The organism is Phytobacter palmae, assembly GCF_039409775.1.
GTDB classification, from domain to species: domain Bacteria; phylum Pseudomonadota; class Gammaproteobacteria; order Enterobacterales; family Enterobacteriaceae; genus Phytobacter; species Phytobacter palmae.
The window spans coordinates 34785-50671 of record NZ_JBCIVJ010000024.1; the positions used below are offsets into that span (position 1 = coordinate 34785).

General features: G+C 51.7%; 13 protein-coding genes and 2 rRNA genes. 7 read left to right on the plus strand and 8 right to left on the minus strand.

Annotation, left to right across the window (positions count from 1 at the left end):
* The first annotated feature begins 61 nt into the window (after window positions 1-61).
* Window positions 62-1396 carry an ATP-dependent RNA helicase SrmB gene (gene srmB, locus AAIG39_RS21805; RefSeq protein WP_343194733.1) on the plus strand — a complete coding sequence of 445 codons (1335 nt, stop codon included), beginning with the start codon at window positions 62-64 and terminating at the stop codon, window positions 1394-1396.
* A gap of 47 nt (window positions 1397-1443) precedes the next feature.
* Here the strand turns inward: srmB and grcA are convergent, their stop codons facing one another.
* Window positions 1444-1827 (minus strand): autonomous glycyl radical cofactor GrcA, encoded by a 384-nt coding sequence (gene grcA, locus AAIG39_RS21810; RefSeq protein ID WP_039079560.1) that lies wholly within the window; start codon window positions 1825-1827, stop codon window positions 1444-1446.
* A 315-nt stretch (window positions 1828-2142) separates the two neighbouring features.
* On the opposite strand from grcA, the gene ung reads away from it, so the two are divergent.
* A complete protein-coding gene (gene ung / locus AAIG39_RS21815; RefSeq protein ID WP_090086090.1) occupies window positions 2143-2832 on the plus strand; it encodes a uracil-DNA glycosylase in 690 nt (229 codons plus the stop codon).
* A 48-nt stretch (window positions 2833-2880) separates the two neighbouring features.
* On the opposite strand, the gene AAIG39_RS21820 is transcribed toward ung, so the two are convergent.
* The 3 genes from AAIG39_RS21820 to AAIG39_RS21830 form a co-directional block, all read right to left on the minus strand.
* Window positions 2881-3792, minus strand: a complete 912-nt coding sequence (locus AAIG39_RS21820) for a helix-turn-helix domain-containing protein (protein WP_090086088.1) — start codon at window positions 3790-3792, stop codon at window positions 2881-2883.
* Between the two features lie 125 nt (window positions 3793-3917).
* A complete protein-coding gene (locus AAIG39_RS21825; RefSeq protein ID WP_343194734.1) occupies window positions 3918-4178 on the minus strand; it encodes a hypothetical protein in 261 nt (86 codons plus the stop codon).
* A gap of 199 nt (window positions 4179-4377) precedes the next feature.
* Window positions 4378-5451, minus strand: a complete 1074-nt coding sequence (locus tag AAIG39_RS21830; protein ID WP_343194735.1) for a tRNA/rRNA methyltransferase — start codon at window positions 5449-5451, stop codon at window positions 4378-4380.
* A 203-nt stretch (window positions 5452-5654) separates the two neighbouring features.
* Here AAIG39_RS21830 and trxC point away from each other — a divergent pair, with 203 nt between their 5' ends.
* The 5 genes from trxC to AAIG39_RS21855 all read left to right on the plus strand — a co-directional run bounded on the left by trxC (window position 5655) and on the right by AAIG39_RS21855 (window position 11374).
* On the plus strand, window positions 5655-6074 hold the full coding sequence (trxC, locus tag AAIG39_RS21835; protein WP_249569617.1) for a thioredoxin TrxC: 420 nt from the start codon (window positions 5655-5657) through the stop codon (window positions 6072-6074).
* A 67-nt stretch (window positions 6075-6141) separates the two neighbouring features.
* On the plus strand, window positions 6142-6840 hold the full coding sequence (locus AAIG39_RS21840) for a tRNA-uridine aminocarboxypropyltransferase (protein ID WP_090086388.1): 699 nt from the start codon (window positions 6142-6144) through the stop codon (window positions 6838-6840).
* Between the two features lie 32 nt (window positions 6841-6872).
* Window positions 6873-9533, plus strand: a complete 2661-nt coding sequence (locus AAIG39_RS21845; protein WP_090086082.1) for a bifunctional acetate--CoA ligase family protein/GNAT family N-acetyltransferase — start codon at window positions 6873-6875, stop codon at window positions 9531-9533.
* A gap of 114 nt (window positions 9534-9647) precedes the next feature.
* A complete protein-coding gene (pssA, locus tag AAIG39_RS21850; RefSeq protein WP_249569622.1) occupies window positions 9648-11003 on the plus strand; it encodes a CDP-diacylglycerol--serine O-phosphatidyltransferase in 1356 nt (451 codons plus the stop codon).
* A gap of 47 nt (window positions 11004-11050) precedes the next feature.
* Window positions 11051-11374 (plus strand): YfiM family lipoprotein, encoded by a 324-nt coding sequence (locus AAIG39_RS21855; protein ID WP_090086386.1) that lies wholly within the window; start codon window positions 11051-11053, stop codon window positions 11372-11374.
* Here AAIG39_RS21855 and AAIG39_RS21860 read toward each other — a convergent pair.
* From AAIG39_RS21860 to AAIG39_RS21875, 4 genes are all read right to left on the minus strand, one after another.
* On the minus strand, window positions 11371-12672 hold the full coding sequence (locus tag AAIG39_RS21860; protein ID WP_343194736.1) for an MFS family transporter: 1302 nt from the start codon (window positions 12670-12672) through the stop codon (window positions 11371-11373). The genes AAIG39_RS21855 and AAIG39_RS21860 overlap by 4 nt on opposite strands.
* 124 nt (window positions 12673-12796) lie before the next feature.
* Complete coding sequence (locus AAIG39_RS21865; protein ID WP_090086077.1) at window positions 12797-13252, minus strand: DUF4385 domain-containing protein; 456 nt, start codon at window positions 13250-13252, stop codon at window positions 12797-12799.
* A 158-nt stretch (window positions 13253-13410) separates the two neighbouring features.
* A 5S ribosomal RNA gene (gene rrf / locus AAIG39_RS21870) occupies window positions 13411-13526 on the minus strand.
* A gap of 91 nt (window positions 13527-13617) precedes the next feature.
* A 23S ribosomal RNA gene (locus AAIG39_RS21875) occupies window positions 13618-15887 on the minus strand; the annotation flags it as partial.

Genomic DNA, 15887 nt, shown 5'->3' on the forward strand with positions numbered 1-15887 from the left:
ACAAACAGATGAAGATTGCAGCCGTAACGTCTATAATCAGCGCCCCACACAGAGGTAGATCATGACTGTAACGACTTTTTCCGAACTCGAACTCGACGACAGCCTACTGGACGCGCTCCAGGAGAAAGGTTTCACACGCCCGACCGCCATCCAGGCCGCCGCCATTCCGCCTGCGCTTGAAGGGCGTGATGTACTTGGCTCAGCGCCGACCGGTACGGGTAAAACGGCGGCTTATTTGCTGCCAGCGTTGCAGCACCTGCTGGACTTCCCGCGTAAGAAATCTGGCCCGCCACGCATTCTCATCCTGACGCCGACCCGTGAACTGGCGATGCAGGTGGCCGACCACGCCCGCGAGCTGGCAAAAAATACCCATCTGGATATCGCTACCATCACTGGCGGTGTGGCCTATATGAACCATGCCGAAGTGTTCAGCGAAAACCAGGATATCGTGGTCGCAACCACAGGCCGCCTGCTGCAATACATTAAAGAAGAGAATTTTGACTGCCGTGCGGTCGAAACGCTGATTCTCGACGAAGCGGATCGTATGCTGGATCTGGGTTTTGCACAGGATATCGAGCATATTTCAGGCGAAACGCGCTGGCGCAAACAGACCATGCTTTTCTCTGCAACGCTGGAAGGTGAAGCGATCAAAGATTTTGCCGAACGTCTGCTGGAAGATCCGGTTGAAGTCTCTGCGACACCCTCTACCCGGGAACGTAAAAAGATCCACCAGTGGTACTACCGTGCGGACAACTACGAACACAAGCTGGAATTGCTTAAGCATTTGCTCAAGCAGGAGGGCGTAACCCGTTCTATCGTCTTCGTACGTAAACGCGAGCGCGTACACGAACTGGCGGAACAGTTGCGTTCAGCGGGTATTAACAACTGCTATCTTGAAGGTGAGATGGCACAGGCAAAACGCGTTGAAGGCATCAAGCGTCTGACTGATGGTCGCGTCAATGTGCTGGTTGCAACCGATGTCGCCGCCCGTGGTATCGATATTCCTGACGTGAGCCACGTGTTTAACTTTGATATGCCGCGCAGTGGTGATACCTATCTGCACCGCATTGGCCGTACCGGTCGCGCGGGGCGCAAAGGTACCGCGATTTCACTGGTCGAAACCCACGATCATCTGCTGTTGCAGAAAATTGGTCGCTACGTTGAAGAGCCGCTGAAAATGCGCGTGATTGATGAACTGCGTCCCACTACGCGCGCACCGAGCGAAAAAATGACTGGCAAGCCGTCGAAGAAAGTGCTGGCTAAGCGTGCAGAGAAGAAAAAAGAGAAAGAAAAAGAGAAGCCACGCGTTAAGCTTCGCCACCGTGATACCAAAAATATTGGTAAGCGCCGTAAGCCAAGCGCTGCGCCGGCAGAACATCAAAATAAAGAAGAGTAAAAAAAACGCCGGGATAGCCCGGCGTTTTTATTTCTGCAGCCTGAGAGTTACAGGCTTTCAGTAAAGGTACGAGCGATAACGTCGCGCTGCTGTTCCGGCGTCAGAGAATTGAAACGTACGGCATAGCCAGAAACACGGATGGTCAGCTGCGGATATTTTTCCGGATGTTCGACAGCATCAAGAAGCGTTTCGCGACGCAACACGTTTACGTTCAGGTGCTGACCGCCTTCCACGCGCACTTCCGGTTTCACTTCCATCGGAATTTCGCGGTATTCAATGTCACCCAGTTTGCTCACGGCAACCACTTCATCTTCGGAATAACCGGCTTTTGCACAAACACAGCGCGCTTCACCTTTTTCGCTGTCGAGTAACCAGAATGAGTTCAACAGATCATCGTTTGCAGCTTTAGTAATCTGGATACCAGTAATCATGATGTGCCTCCCTTAGGCATTATTTTTGATTTGATCGGCCTTATGGCGGCCAATTGGTAAAACCATTGTTGCTTGAGTGTATATATACCCTCCGCACACCCCTGATTCTTTGATTAAAATCAATAAAAACCACACCATAAAAAAGGTAATAGCTGGAATTTATTGTTTTACATCAAGTTAGCAACTTTCACCCTCTTAAAATTTTTGTAAATATTCAAATTTTTTTAAGTGTTTAACTTTCTGTTTTGCGTGTCGATTTTGCGCCAGCGGAAGAAGCAGTTAAGCTACAGTCACTGGAATTGGCAGGAGAGCGGGATGACCACCTCATTAACATGGCACGATGTGCTGGCAGAAGAGAAACAAAAGCCTTACTTTATCAATACCCTCAGCGCGGTAGCGACAGAACGGCAGTCCGGCGTCACCATCTACCCGCCGCAAAAAGATGTCTTTAATGCGTTTCGTTTTACTGAGCTGGGTAACGTCAAAGTTGTGATCCTTGGACAGGATCCCTACCACGGCCCGGGTCAGGCTCATGGGCTGGCATTTTCGGTGCGTCCCGGCATCGCCATCCCGCCATCATTACTTAATATGTATAAAGAGCTTGAGCAGTCGGTGCCCGGATTCGTTCGCCCGACGCATGGTTATCTGGAAAGTTGGGCACACCAGGGGGTGCTCCTTCTCAATACCGTCTTAACGGTACGTGCCGGGCAGGCGCATTCCCATGCCAGCCTTGGCTGGGAGACGTTTACCGATAAAGTTATCAGCCTGATAAATGAACACCGTGAAGGCGTGGTGTTTTTACTTTGGGGATCGCATGCACAGAAGAAAGGGGCGATTATCGACGGTAAACGCCACCATGTATTGAAAGCGCCCCACCCGTCACCGTTATCAGCACACAGAGGCTTCTTTGGCTGTAAGCACTTTGTTCTGGCAAATGAGTGGCTGGAAAAGCACGGCGAGACACCAATTGACTGGATGCCCGTGTTACCCGCAGAAAGTGAATAAATATCGCAGTTCACATCCCGCAGCTATGGCGGGATGTGTCGAACGCATTCAAAGGTACTCTTCTCCCATCGCAATTTCCCGCACGGCCCGTTCCCGGAACTGACTGGGACTCACGCCAGTATGTTTGTGAAAGAAACGGGTAAAATATGCTTCATCGTTAAATCCCAGAAAGGCGGCAAGTTGTTTGATGGTCTTCGAGGTATATACCAGCTCGCGCTGTGCTTCCTGAATAACCCGCATATTAATCACATCCAGGCTCGACATCCCCAGCGTTAAACGGCACAGCCGCGAGAGATGCCCGGGCGACATTCCCATTTCACAGGAATAATCATTTACCGTCAGCCGCTGGCGAAATTTCTGGTCGACGATGGCGAGGAATTTGTTGATCTGCGATGCCTTGCGCGACGAATTATCCATCTGCTGATCGCCGACACCGGGCTCGGTAATCCGCGAGAGATGAACAAACATGGAGATAAACAGTGACGCGCACATTGCTGTCTGATTAATCATTGGCACGCGTAATTCATTGAGCATGGAATAATAAAATTCCCAGATAACGTCCTTCTCTTCGGGGAAATATTCCAGCGAAATAATGCACGGTTTGTGCACCAGTTTGAGGATATCCGGTGCCAGCACGCCCATAACCGACTCCAGCGGTCGCTGCGAAGCGGTAATGGCGAGTCCTTCGGTATCTGGCGTGTAGTGAAAACCATGAACAGTCTGGGCGGGAACAAGGATCAGGCAAGGGGCTTTGGCCAGTTGTCGCGAGCAGTTCATCAGCGCTTCGACCTGCCCTCTCTGGATAAAGAGCACCTGGATCAGCGAATCATGTACATGTGGACTTGCCCGCCAGTTCAGATCCTTTGAACGCAAAGAGATCATCTCAACGTTGAAAAAATTCTCCCAGCTTAGCCCAGACTGCTCACCGTATAATGCATAAGTAGGAATAGTGGTTGCCATCAATGCTCCTCTACTCTTCTCAGTGCTGCTGCACGGCATGGCTGGCCTGTCGTGAACAGTGAACCGGAATATCGCTGTTCAGCACTCGAAGACCAGCACAGCAAATGATTTAAATAATGAAATCATCAGACGGGTAAAATGACTGCGCCCTCCTGATGTAACATGTCGATATCCTTAGTTGAGTATCCATATTCAGTCAGAATTTGTTGTGAGTGGTGTCCCAGTCGCCGGGACGGTTTTATCTGCGATTCTCCCATGCCCAGAAGCGAAACAGGCGGTGTTATCAGCACCCTTTTATTTCCCGTAGAGTACTCAACGTTACGCAGGCAGTCGGTTGCCCATGCCTGCTCATCTTCCAGAATCTCGTCCGGCCGAAAACGATGCATACGTTTACTGCGATCGTCCGGTTTGCAAAGGTAGCCAATGCAAATTTAACTGCAAACGAGGGTTTACCGCATACAGTTGGTGCAACCAGCATGGGTTATGGAAGCATTCATTTTGATGAATTTCATCAGGGGATAAAAGCGAACAGACACAGGAGAGAAGAGATCAGCATGCTATACAGACATGCTGATCTGGATTTTATCAGGCTTTGTTTTGACGCCACCATTCGGCCAGCAACACACCCGTTGCCACCGACACGTTCAGGCTCTCAACATTGTTAGTGCCGTTTATCGAGATACTCAGATCCGCGTTATCAAGCGCAGCATCGGAAAGACCATCACGTTCCTGACCCAGCACCAGCACCATTTTCTTCGGCAATGTTGCACTAAACAGCGGCGTACCTTTATGGCTGGATGTAGTCACGATGGCGTAACCGGCTTTACGGAAAGCGTCCAGCGCCTCAAGGAAGCTATCGCCCGTAATGGCCTGTACGTGCTCCGCACCGCCTTCCGCCGTACGAACTGCCGCACCGGACTCGATAACAGCCGCATCCTGCAACAGAACGCCTTTCACGCCGAAATGCGCGCAGCTGCGCATCATCGCACCCAGATTATGTGGGTTGCCCACATCTTCCAGCGCCAGAACACAATCCTCAGCATCGGCCTGAGCAACCCACTGCTTAACGCTGGTGCCATTACGTTTTTTAATCAGGAAGCAGACGCCGCCGTGGTGTTCGGTGCCGGACGCTTTTGCCAGCTCAGCTTCATCAACTACGTGGTAGGCTTTGCGGTTAGCGGCCATCCAGCGCAGTGCTTCTTTAAAGCGCGGGGTCACGCTCTGAACAAACCAGGCGCGTACAATGCAGTCAGGACGGCTGGCAAACAGCGCCTGGCAGGCATTCTCACCATAGACGCGGGTCTCTTCCGCACGCTGACGGCGCAGTACCTCAGGATCGATAAAGCTTTTACCGCTGATCCCACCGTGATCCGGCTTTGCCGGCGTGTCGTCACCCGGCGCGCGCGAAACGGTACGCCACGGGGAATCACTCTGTGGGCGGTCACGGCCGCGGTCACTGCTTCGCTCCTCGCGAGCAGGACGGCGGCCACTGTTTTTCTCTTCGCGAGCGGGGCGACGGCCAGCGTCGGCACGAGACGATCCGCTACGCCCTGGCCCTTTCCCGGTACGCGGGTTTTGGCTGCGTTTATCGGAATCATCGTCACTGCGGACATACATCACTTTGACTTTGCCGCTTTTGTTTTTCAGTTCATCGTTCATGCTTTTCTCCACCAGCGCTGCGCGAGCGCGCAGATTACCTGATGTGTCGGCGCTTAGCCATTAATTCATTCAAAAGCTATCGACTATTATATTCATTGAATAAATCGCATTGTCGTTTAAAACCACTTCATCAATAATATGTAACATATTAGAAACATATCGGCCTTGTGCCACTCTGTACCATTGTCCTCCTGAGGTTAGTTATGAATACCGTATGTGCAAGCTGTCAGGCGCTTAACCGCATTCCCGAAGCGCGCATTAACGATGTCGCAAAATGTGGACGCTGTGGACATGAGCTGTTCGACGGCGATGTGATTAACGCCACTGGCGAAACGCTGGATAAGTTGCTGAAAGATGACCTGCCGGTCGTTGTCGATTTCTGGGCACCCTGGTGTGGTCCGTGCCGTAGCTTCGCGCCAATTTTTGAAGATATTGCGGAAGAGCGTAGCGGCAAAGTCCGCTTCGTCAAAGTGAACACCGAAGCAGAACGTGAACTCAGCGCCCGCTTTCGTATCCGCAGCATCCCAACCATCATGTTGTTCAAAAATGGCGAGGTAGTGGACATTTTAAGCGGTGCCGTTCCAAAAGCCCCTTTTAATAGCTGGCTTAACGAATCTCTCTAATCCTGGCGGGGCACATCTTGTGCCCCGTTTTCAGCTCTGCGACAATGGCGTTTTTCACGCGATTCTCATGACTGAAAACGCCGTACTTAAGCTCCGGGCAATGCGTATTGCTCGTTCTACCCGCCCCTTCCTTGCCCGAGGCAATCGCGTTATTCGTTGCCAGCGTTGCCTGCTGCCCAAACAACAGTGCCTGTGCGACACGTTACAACCCGGTACGGCCCGTAGTCGGTTTTGTCTGGTAATGTTCGATACTGAGCCCATGAAGCCCAGTAATACAGGTAGGCTTATCGCCGATATTCTGCCTGACACAACGGCATTTCTCTGGTCAAGGACTGATCCGCCCCAGGCGCTTATTGATTTATGTGCCAGCGAAGAATACCAGCCAATGGTCGTCTTTCCCGCATCCTATGCAGGAAGCGAACGACAGGTATTATCCGCACCGCCATCAGGAAAACCGCCGCTTTTTATCATGCTGGACGGTACCTGGACCGAAGCGCGCAAAATGTTCCGCAAAAGTCCTTACCTGGACGCTCTGCCGGTGATCTCCGTCGATCTGTCACGGGTATCAGCCTATCGTCTGCGTGAGTCGCATGCCGAGGATCAGTACTGCACCGCCGAAGTCGCGATTGCGCTTCTGGATTTAGCGGGCGATCAACCTGCCGCAAAAAGCCTCGGAGCACATTTCTCCCTCTTTCGCGAACGTTACCTGGCAGGTAAAGCCAATCATCAGCGTAGTGTCACAGCAAAAGAACCAGAAAACGTTTAAAATCATCGGGTCACTCTTTTCTGGAGGCCGGTATGAGCCAACGTGGGCTGGAAGCGTTGTTACGTCCCAAGTCGATCGCCGTGATCGGGGCATCAATGAAACCGGATCGCGCCGGTTTCCTGATGATGCGCAATCTTCTGGCTGGCGGTTTTGCCGGCCCGGTTTTGCCGGTGACGCCCGCGTACAAAGCCGTACTTGGGGTACTGGCATGGCCGGATATCGCCAGCCTGCCCTATGTGCCGGACCTCGCCGTACTCTGCACCAATGCAAAACGTAATCTGCCTTTGCTGGAAGAGCTTGGTAAGAAGGGCTGTAAAACCTGCATCATTCTTTCTGCAACCCCTGAGCAACATGCCGACCTGCTGAGCTGTGCAGGGCGTTACCAGATGCGCCTGCTCGGGCCAAACAGTATGGGGTTACTCGCGCCCTGGCAGGGTCTTAATGCCAGTTTCTCTCCGGTACCAATTACCCGTGGCAAACTTGCATTTATCTCGCAATCCGCCGCCGTCTCCAACACCATTCTGGACTGGGCTCAACAACGCGAGATGGGATTTTCCTATTTTATTGCGCTGGGTGACAGCCTGGATATCGATGTCGATGAACTGCTGGACTTCCTGGCACGCGATACCAAAACCAGCGCCATTCTGCTCTATCTCGAACATTTAAGTGATGCGCGTCGTTTCGTCTCGGCGGCTCGCAGCGCTTCGCGCAATAAACCGATTCTGGTTATCAAGAGTGGCCGTAGCCCCGAAGCCCAGCGACTTCTGCAGACGCGGGCCGGCCTGGATCCAGCCTGGGACGCGGCCATACAGCGCGCCGGGTTGCTGCGTGTGCAGGATACGCATGAACTGTTTTCCGCAGTTGAAACACTCAGTCATATGCGTCCGCTTCGCGGCGAGCGTCTGATGATCATCAGTAACGGTGCCGCCCCTGCCGCGCTGGCGCTCGATCAGCTGTGGTCACGTAATGGCAAACTGGCAAAGTTGAGTGACGATACGCTGGCACGCCTTCGGGATGGATTGCCCGATTATGTCAATGTGGGTAATCCGCTGGATTTACGCGATGATGCCAGCAACGATCGCTACATCACCGCACTTGATATCCTGCTCGATAGCCAGGATTTTGATGCATTGATGATTATCCATTCTCCGAGCGCCGCTGCCCCCGGCAAAGAGAGCGCGCTGGCGCTCATTGAGGCGTTGAAAAAACATCCGCGCGGCAAATACGTTACGATACTTACAAACTGGTGTGGCGAATACTCTTCCCAGGAAGCCCGACGGTTGTTCAGTGAAGCAAGCCTGCCGACCTACCGTACGCCCGAAGGGACGATCACTGCATTTATGCATATGGTCGAGTACCGACGTAACCAGAAGCAATTACGTGAAACGCCCGCCCTGCCCACTCACCTGACGGCCAATACAGCCGAAGCTCATCAGTTGCTCCAGCAGGCTATCGCGGAAGGGGCAACCACGCTTGATACCCATGAAGTGCAGCCGATACTTAGCGCCTGGGGTATTCAGACACTGCCGACCTGGATCGCCGGCGATAGCGCCGAAGCCGTACATATTGCTGAACAGATCGGTTACCCCGTAGCGCTAAAATTACGCTCACCGGATATTCCGCATAAATCTGAGGTTCAGGGTGTCATGCTCTATCTGCGTACTGCGACAGAGGTTCAGCAGGCCGCAGATGCGATTATCGACCGCGTGAAAATGAACTGGCCGCAGGCGCGTATCCATGGTTTGCAGGTACAAAGCATGGCAAACCGTGCCGGTGCACAGGAACTGCGTGTGGTTGTCGAATCCGACCCGGTCTTTGGTCCATTGATCATGTTGGGAGAAGGCGGCGTTGAGTGGCGCGCGCAGGAGCAGGCTGCCGTTGCGCTACCACCGCTGAATATGAATCTGGCGCGTTATCTGGTTATCCAGGCCATTAAAAATAAAAAGATCCGCGGGCGTAGTGCCCTGCGCACGCTGGATATTGCCGGTCTGAGTCAGTTTCTGGTTCAGGTATCGAATCTTATTGTGCACTGCCCCGAAATTCAGCGTCTGGACATTCATCCTCTGCTTGCATCCGGCAATGAATTCACCGCGCTGGATGTCAGCCTCACGGTCGAGGCTTTTAGTGGCAACGGCGAAAGTCGCCTCGCAGTTCGCCCTTATCCGCAACAGCTGGAAGAGACCGTGGTATTAAAAAACGGCGAGACCTCGCTTTTCCGCCCTATTCTTCCTGAGGATGAACCGCAGCTACAGGAATTCATCGCCAGGGTCACAAAGGAAGATTTGTATTACCGCTATTTCAGCGAGATCAACGAATTTACCCATGACGATTTAGCGAATATGACGCAGATCGACTACGATCGGGAAATGGCATTTGTTGCTGTACGTCAGGTAGAAGGAAAGGATGAGATCCTTGGCGTAACCCGCGCCATCTCTGACCCGGATAACATTGATGCCGAATTTGCAGTGTTGGTTCGTTCCGATTTGAAAGGATTGGGTCTTGGGCGACGTCTACTGGAAAAGCTCATCAGTTACACTCGGGATCACGGACTTAAGCGTTTGAATGGTATTACCATGCCAAACAATCGCGGCATGGTAACTCTGGCGCGTAAACTGGGATTTGAGGTCGACATTCAGCTTGAGGATGGGATCGTTGGATTGTCCCTTAATCTGAGGCAGACCGGTGAATCCTGAGTAAGGTACTGGAAATGTTGACCACTTTCACAGGTACTGGTGTTATCATTGTCCGCTTCTGTCGGGGTTATCGGACAGAAGCCCTTTCAATAAACAGAGAAGAAACGCACTGTGATGTTGTCAAAATTTAAGCGTAATAAACATCAACAACACCTTGCCCAACTACCCAAGCTTTCCCAATCAGTTGATGATGTAGAGTTTTTCTACTCTCCCGCTTCTTTCAGGGAGACATTGCTGGAGAAAATTGCCAGCGCAACGCGCCGTATCTGCATCGTCGCTCTTTACCTTGAGCAGGATGATGGCGGTAAAGGTATCCTGAACGCCCTCTATGACGCCAAACGTCAGCGCCCTGAACTTGAAATCTGCGTGCTTGTCGACTGGCACCGGGCACAGCGTGGTCGTATCGGTGCGGCAGCATCCAACACCAACGCCGACTGGTATTGCCGTATGGCGCAAGAAAATCCAGGCATTGATATTCCGGTTTACGGCGTGCCAGTAAATACCCGTGAAGCGCTTGGCGTACTGCATTTTAAAGGCTTTATCATCGACGACAGTGTGCTGTATAGCGGCGCGAGTCTGAACGATGTCTATCTCCATCAACACGACAAATACCGCTACGATCGCTACCAGCTAATCCGCAACCCAAAAATGGCGGATATCATGCTGGGGTGGGTCAGACAGAACCTGATTGAAGGACGCGGTGTAAACCGTCTCGATAACGCACAGCGCCCGAAAAGCCCTGAAATCAAGAATGATATTCGTCTGTATCGTCAGGAATTACGCGATGCGGCCTATCATTTTCAGGGCGATGCCGACAACGATCAGCTATCCGTTACGCCACTGGTTGGACTTGGAAAAACCAGTTTGCTGAATAAGACCATTTTTCATCTGATGCCCTGCGCGGAAGAAAAGCTGGTCATCTGTACGCCTTATTTTAACCTGCCAGCGGTGCTGGTACGTAATATTATTCAGCTCCTGCGCGAAGGCAAAAAAGTCGAAATTATCGTTGGTGATAAAACGGCTAATGACTTTTTTATTCCCGAAGATCAGCCCTTTAAAATTATTGGCGCACTGCCTTATCTGTATGAAATTAACCTGCGCCGTTTCCTGAGTCGTCTGCAGTATTACGTCAATACCGATCAACTGGTCGTGCGTTTGTGGAAAGACGAAGACAATAGCTATCACCTCAAAGGAATGTGGGTTGATAATGAGTGGATACTGCTGACGGGGAATAACCTTAATCCGCGCGCCTGGCGTCTGGATCTGGAAAATGCCATTTTGATCCATGACCCGAAACATCAATTAGCCGCTCAGCGGGACAAAGAGCTGGAGCTTATCCGTACCCATACCACGGTGGTTAACCATTATCGCGATCTGCAAAGTATCGCCGATTATCCGGTAAAAGTACGTAAGCTCATTCGCCGCTTGCGTCGCATTCGTATCGATAAACTTATTAGCCGCATTCTGTAATATCAGGCCCCGTCATTTGATGGGGCTTTTTTCCAGGTTTCTCTATGATGCGTTGTTTAATGTTGACGTGTGCATTCTGGTTGACCGGGTGCGCACATATGGCAAATGACCAATGGAGCGGACAGGATAAAGCGCAGCATTTTATTGCTTCCGCCATGCTCTCCGCTGCGGCCAATGAATATGCACAACATCAGGGATATAGCCGCGATCGTAGCGCAACGTACGGCCTGATGTTTTCCGTAAGCCTTGGAGCATCAAAAGAACTATGGGATAGCCGCCCCACAGGAAGCGGCTGGAGCTGGAAAGATTTTGCCTGGGATGTTGCAGGCGCAACAACGGGTTACGCAGTGTGGCAACTGGCCAACCATTAAAGACGAATACCTTTACCTTTTCGGTGCAACATCAACGAAACGATGAATGCCAGTGCGCAAAACGCGGTGACATACCAGAAAAAGATGGTCTCGATGCCTGCCGATTTCAGCGACAGTGCGACATACTCAGCGGAACCGCCGAACAAGGCATTGGCAACAGCGTAAGATAATCCCACGCCCAGCGCACGGACCTGTGCCGGGAACATTTCGGCTTTCAGGATACCGCTTATAGAGGTATAGAAGCTCACGATAATCAACGCCACCATCACCAGTGCAAAAGCGGCATAAGGCGATGAAACATACTGTAGTGCACTTAAAATGGGTAAAGTGAAGAGCGTTCCCAGCCCACCGAAGCAGAGCATGGAAGCACGGCGGCCAATACGATCAGATAAGGCGCCTATCAGGGGCTGAATAAGCATGAAAACAAATAACGCCACGGTCATCACGATACTGGCCACACTGGCGGGCATGCCGGTCGTATTAACCAAATATTTTTGCATATACGTCGTGAAAGTGTAGAAACACAACGAGCCGCCTGCGGTAAAGCCGAGCACCATAATAAACGCCCGGCGGTTACGCCATAACCCTTTGAGCGACCCCGCTTCTTTTAATACCCGCACCTCTTTTTTCGACGTTTCATCCAGTTGGCGACGCAACCAGAGCGCCACAACGGCAAGTGCAGCACCGATTGCAAAGGGAATACGCCAGCCCCATGCACGTAGCTCAGCATCATCAAAGATCTGCTGAAGAACCACTACTACCAGAAGTGCCAACAGTTGACCACCAATCAAGGTCACGTACTGGAAAGAGGCATAGAATCCTTTGCGACCTTCAATGGCAATTTCGCTCATGTAAGTTGCACTGGTGCCGTATTCACCACCAACGGATAATCCCTGCAACAACCTTGCCAGTAATAGCAATGCCGGAGCCCATGTACCAATGCGGTCATAACCCGGTAAGCAAGCGATCATTAGTGATCCCAGACACATCAGGCATACTGAAATCAGCATGGAGGTTTTGCGCCCATGTCTGTCAGCAATACGCCCAAACAGCCAGCCGCCAATTGGTCGCATAAGAAATCCGGCAGCGAAAACGCCTGCGGTCTGAAGTAGCTGGGTCGTTGTATTTCCGGCGGGGAAAAAGATGTGAGCAAAGTAGAGCGAGCAGAATGAATAAACATAAAAATCAAACCACTCCACCAAGTTTCCCGATGAGGCACTAACAATTGCCCATACTCTGCGGCGTACGTCAGTCAAATCGGTTGTTTTATGCTCAGGACGAATGGTGACGCCTGCCATATTTTCCCCCTCTGATCGGACATCATTGATTTGTTATATAAATCAGATTACGCCGGGGTAAAAAGTAAATATAGTGTTAATAGTTTGCCTGCTATCATTTCAGAATGATAGCCTAAGAATATACCTATCCCCAGCGCATGATATGTTTGCGTTTACGCTGGAGATAGTCTTCATCCTGGCGAATTTTATCCCACCATTTTTTAAAAATTGCCGCAGCGGCGGCTTTTACCGGATCGTTTCCCCTTTGGTGAAGACCACCACCCTCAGCATATTTTTTACCCCCTTTATAGTTGGCGTAACGCCGGGCACGGGTATACCCCATTTGTATAAATTTACGGGCCATATCCATACCAACAAAGTCATCCTGCTGCCGATAGGTTTCGAATAGCTGGTAAATTTTTTCAGCTGATTTCCTGGCAGATTCAGGATCTTTGTAACGCCACCAGGGCAGGATTTCACTCTTATAGGGCTCAACCAGCAAAACACCTTGTTCACCACGCCCCACCTGATAACGCTCAGGATGATCGCGGAAATTAATGCTGGCGAAATCTTGCTCGTAATTGAAGGAATGACTGGTCAAATAACGTCTCCTTAAACATCCTGAAAGGATAAGGATAGGCTATTTAAAATGAAATATTATGCAGGCTGGAGACAAGGCAAAAATGTCGGAAAGCTATTTTTTAGTTGACAAAAACGCAAAAAGGCCATCCTTGCGGATGGCCTCTTCACTTGTTTGATGCCTGGCAGTTCCCTACTCTCGCATGGGGAGACCCCACACTACCATCGGCGCTACGGCGTTTCACTTCTGAGTTCGGCATGGGGTCAGGTGGGACCACCGCGCTAAAGCCGCCAGGCAAATTCTGTTGTCAGACCGTTCATCACGCTCTGACTGTATCTGTATCAGGCTGAAAATCGTCTCTCACGCCAAAACATCTTCGGCGTTGTAAGGTTAAGCCTCACGGTTCATTAGTACCGGTTAGCTCAACGCATCGCTGCGCTTACACACCCGGCCTATCAACGTCGTCGTCTTCAACGTTCCTTCAGGACTCTTAAAGAGTCAGGGAGAACTCATCTCGGGGCAAGTTTCGTGCTTAGATGCTTTCAGCACTTATCTCTTCCGCATGTAGCTACCGGGCAGTGCCATTGGCATGACAACCCGAACACCAGTGATGCGTCCACTCCGGTCCTCTCGTACTAGGAGCAGCCCCCCTCAATTCTCCAGCGCCCACGGCAGATAGGGACCGAACTGTCTCACGACGTTCTAAACCCAGCTCGCGTACCACTTTAAATGGCGAACAGCCATACCCTTGGGACCTACTTCAGCCCCAGGATGTGATGAGCCGACATCGAGGTGCCAAACACCGCCGTCGATATGAACTCTTGGGCGGTATCAGCCTGTTATCCCCGGAGTACCTTTTATCCGTTGAGCGATGGCCCTTCCATTCAGAACCACCGGATCACTATGACCTGCTTTCGCACCTGCTCGCGCCGTCACGCTCGCAGTCAAGCTGGCTTATGCCATTGCACTAACCTCCTGATGTCCGACCAGGATTAGCCAACCTTCGTGCTCCTCCGTTACTCTTTGGGAGGAGACCGCCCCAGTCAAACTACCCACCAGACACTGTCCGCAACCCGGATTACGGGTCCACGTTAGAACACCAGCCATTAAAGGGTGGTATTTCAAGGTTGGCTCCACGCAGACTGGCGTCCACGCTTCAAAGCCTCCCACCTATCCTACACATCAAGGACCAGTGTTCAGTGTCAAGCTATAGTAAAGGTTCACGGGGTCTTTCCGTCTTGCCGCGGGTACACTGCATCTTCACAGCGAGTTCAATTTCACTGAGTCTCGGGTGGAGACAGCCTGGCCATCATTACGCCATTCGTGCAGGTCGGAACTTACCCGACAAGGAATTTCGCTACCTTAGGACCGTTATAGTTACGGCCGCCGTTTACCGGGGCTTCGATCAAGAGCTTCTCCTTACGGATAACCCCATCAATTAACCTTCCGGCACCGGGCAGGCGTCACACCGTATACGTCCACTTTCGTGTTTGCACAGTGCTGTGTTTTTAATAAACAGTTGCAGCCAGCTGGTATCTTCGACTGGTCTCAGCTCCGTCCGCAGGGACTTCACCTACACACCAGCGTGCCTTCTCCCGAAGTTACGGCACCATTTTGCCTAGTTCCTTCACCCGAGTTCTCTCAAGCGCCTTGGTATTCTCTACCTGACCACCTGTGTCGGTTTGGGGTACGATTTCGTGTTACCTGATGCTTAGAGGCTTTTCCTGGAAGCAGGGCATTTGTTACTTCATCACCGTAGTGACTCGTCATCACACCTCAGCCTTGATTATCCGGATTTGCCTGGACAACCAGCCTACATGCTTAAACCGGGACAACCGTCGCCCGGCTAACATAGCCTTCTCCGTCCCCCCTTCGCAGTAACACCAAGTACAGGAATATTAACCTGTTTCCCATCGACTACGCCTTTCGGCCTCGCCTTAGGGGTCGACTCACCCTGCCCCGATTAACGTTGGACAGGAACCCTTGGTCTTCCGGCGAGCGGGCTTTTCACCCGCTTTATCGTTACTTATGTCAGCATTCGCACTTCTGATACCTCCAGCATGCCTCACAGCACACCTTCGCAGGCTTACAGAACGCTCCCCTACCCAACAACACATAGTGTCGCTGCCGCAGCTTCGGTGCATGGTTTAGCCCCGTTACATCTTCCGCGCAGGCCGACTCGACCAGTGAGCTATTACGCTTTCTTTAAATGATGGCTGCTTCTAAGCCAACATCCTGGCTGTCTGTGCCTTCCCACATCGTTTCCCACTTAACCATGACTTTGGGACCTTAGCTGGCGGTCTGGGTTGTTTCCCTCTTCACGACGGACGTTAGCACCCGCCGTGTGTCTCCCGTGATAACATTCTCCGGTATTCGTAGTTTGCATCGGGTTGGTAAGCCGGGATGGCCCCCTAGCCGAAACAGTGCTCTACCCCCGGAGATGAATTCACGAGGCGCTACCTAAATAGCTTTCGGGGAGAACCAGCTATCTCCCGGTTTGATTGGCCTTTCACCCCCAGCCACAGGTCATCCGCTAATTTTTCAACATTAGTCGGTTCGGTCCTCCAGTTAGTGTTACCCAACCTTCAACCTGCCCATGGCTAGATCACCGGGTTTCGGGTCTATACCCTGCAACTTAACGCCCAGTTAAGACTCG

Bases quoted from the DNA above. Each gene is read 5' to 3' on its own strand.
- srmB (WP_343194733.1), top strand. From the start codon at position 62: ATGACTGTAACGACTTTTTCCGAACTCGAACTCGACGACAGCCTACTG.
- grcA (WP_039079560.1), bottom strand. From the start codon at position 1,827: ATGATTACTGGTATCCAGATTACTAAAGCTGCAAACGATGATCTGTTG.
- ung (WP_090086090.1), top strand. From the start codon at position 2,143: ATGACCACCTCATTAACATGGCACGATGTGCTGGCAGAAGAGAAACAA.
- AAIG39_RS21820 (WP_090086088.1), bottom strand. From the start codon at position 3,792: ATGGCAACCACTATTCCTACTTATGCATTATACGGTGAGCAGTCTGGG.
- AAIG39_RS21825 (WP_343194734.1), bottom strand. From the start codon at position 4,178: ATGCATCGTTTTCGGCCGGACGAGATTCTGGAAGATGAGCAGGCATGG.
- AAIG39_RS21830 (WP_343194735.1), bottom strand. From the start codon at position 5,451: ATGAACGATGAACTGAAAAACAAAAGCGGCAAAGTCAAAGTGATGTAT.
- trxC (WP_249569617.1), top strand. From the start codon at position 5,655: ATGAATACCGTATGTGCAAGCTGTCAGGCGCTTAACCGCATTCCCGAA.
- AAIG39_RS21840 (WP_090086388.1), top strand. From the start codon at position 6,142: ATGACTGAAAACGCCGTACTTAAGCTCCGGGCAATGCGTATTGCTCGT.
- AAIG39_RS21845 (WP_090086082.1), top strand. From the start codon at position 6,873: ATGAGCCAACGTGGGCTGGAAGCGTTGTTACGTCCCAAGTCGATCGCC.
- pssA (WP_249569622.1), top strand. From the start codon at position 9,648: ATGTTGTCAAAATTTAAGCGTAATAAACATCAACAACACCTTGCCCAA.
- AAIG39_RS21855 (WP_090086386.1), top strand. From the start codon at position 11,051: ATGCGTTGTTTAATGTTGACGTGTGCATTCTGGTTGACCGGGTGCGCA.
- AAIG39_RS21860 (WP_343194736.1), bottom strand. From the start codon at position 12,672: ATGGCAGGCGTCACCATTCGTCCTGAGCATAAAACAACCGATTTGACT.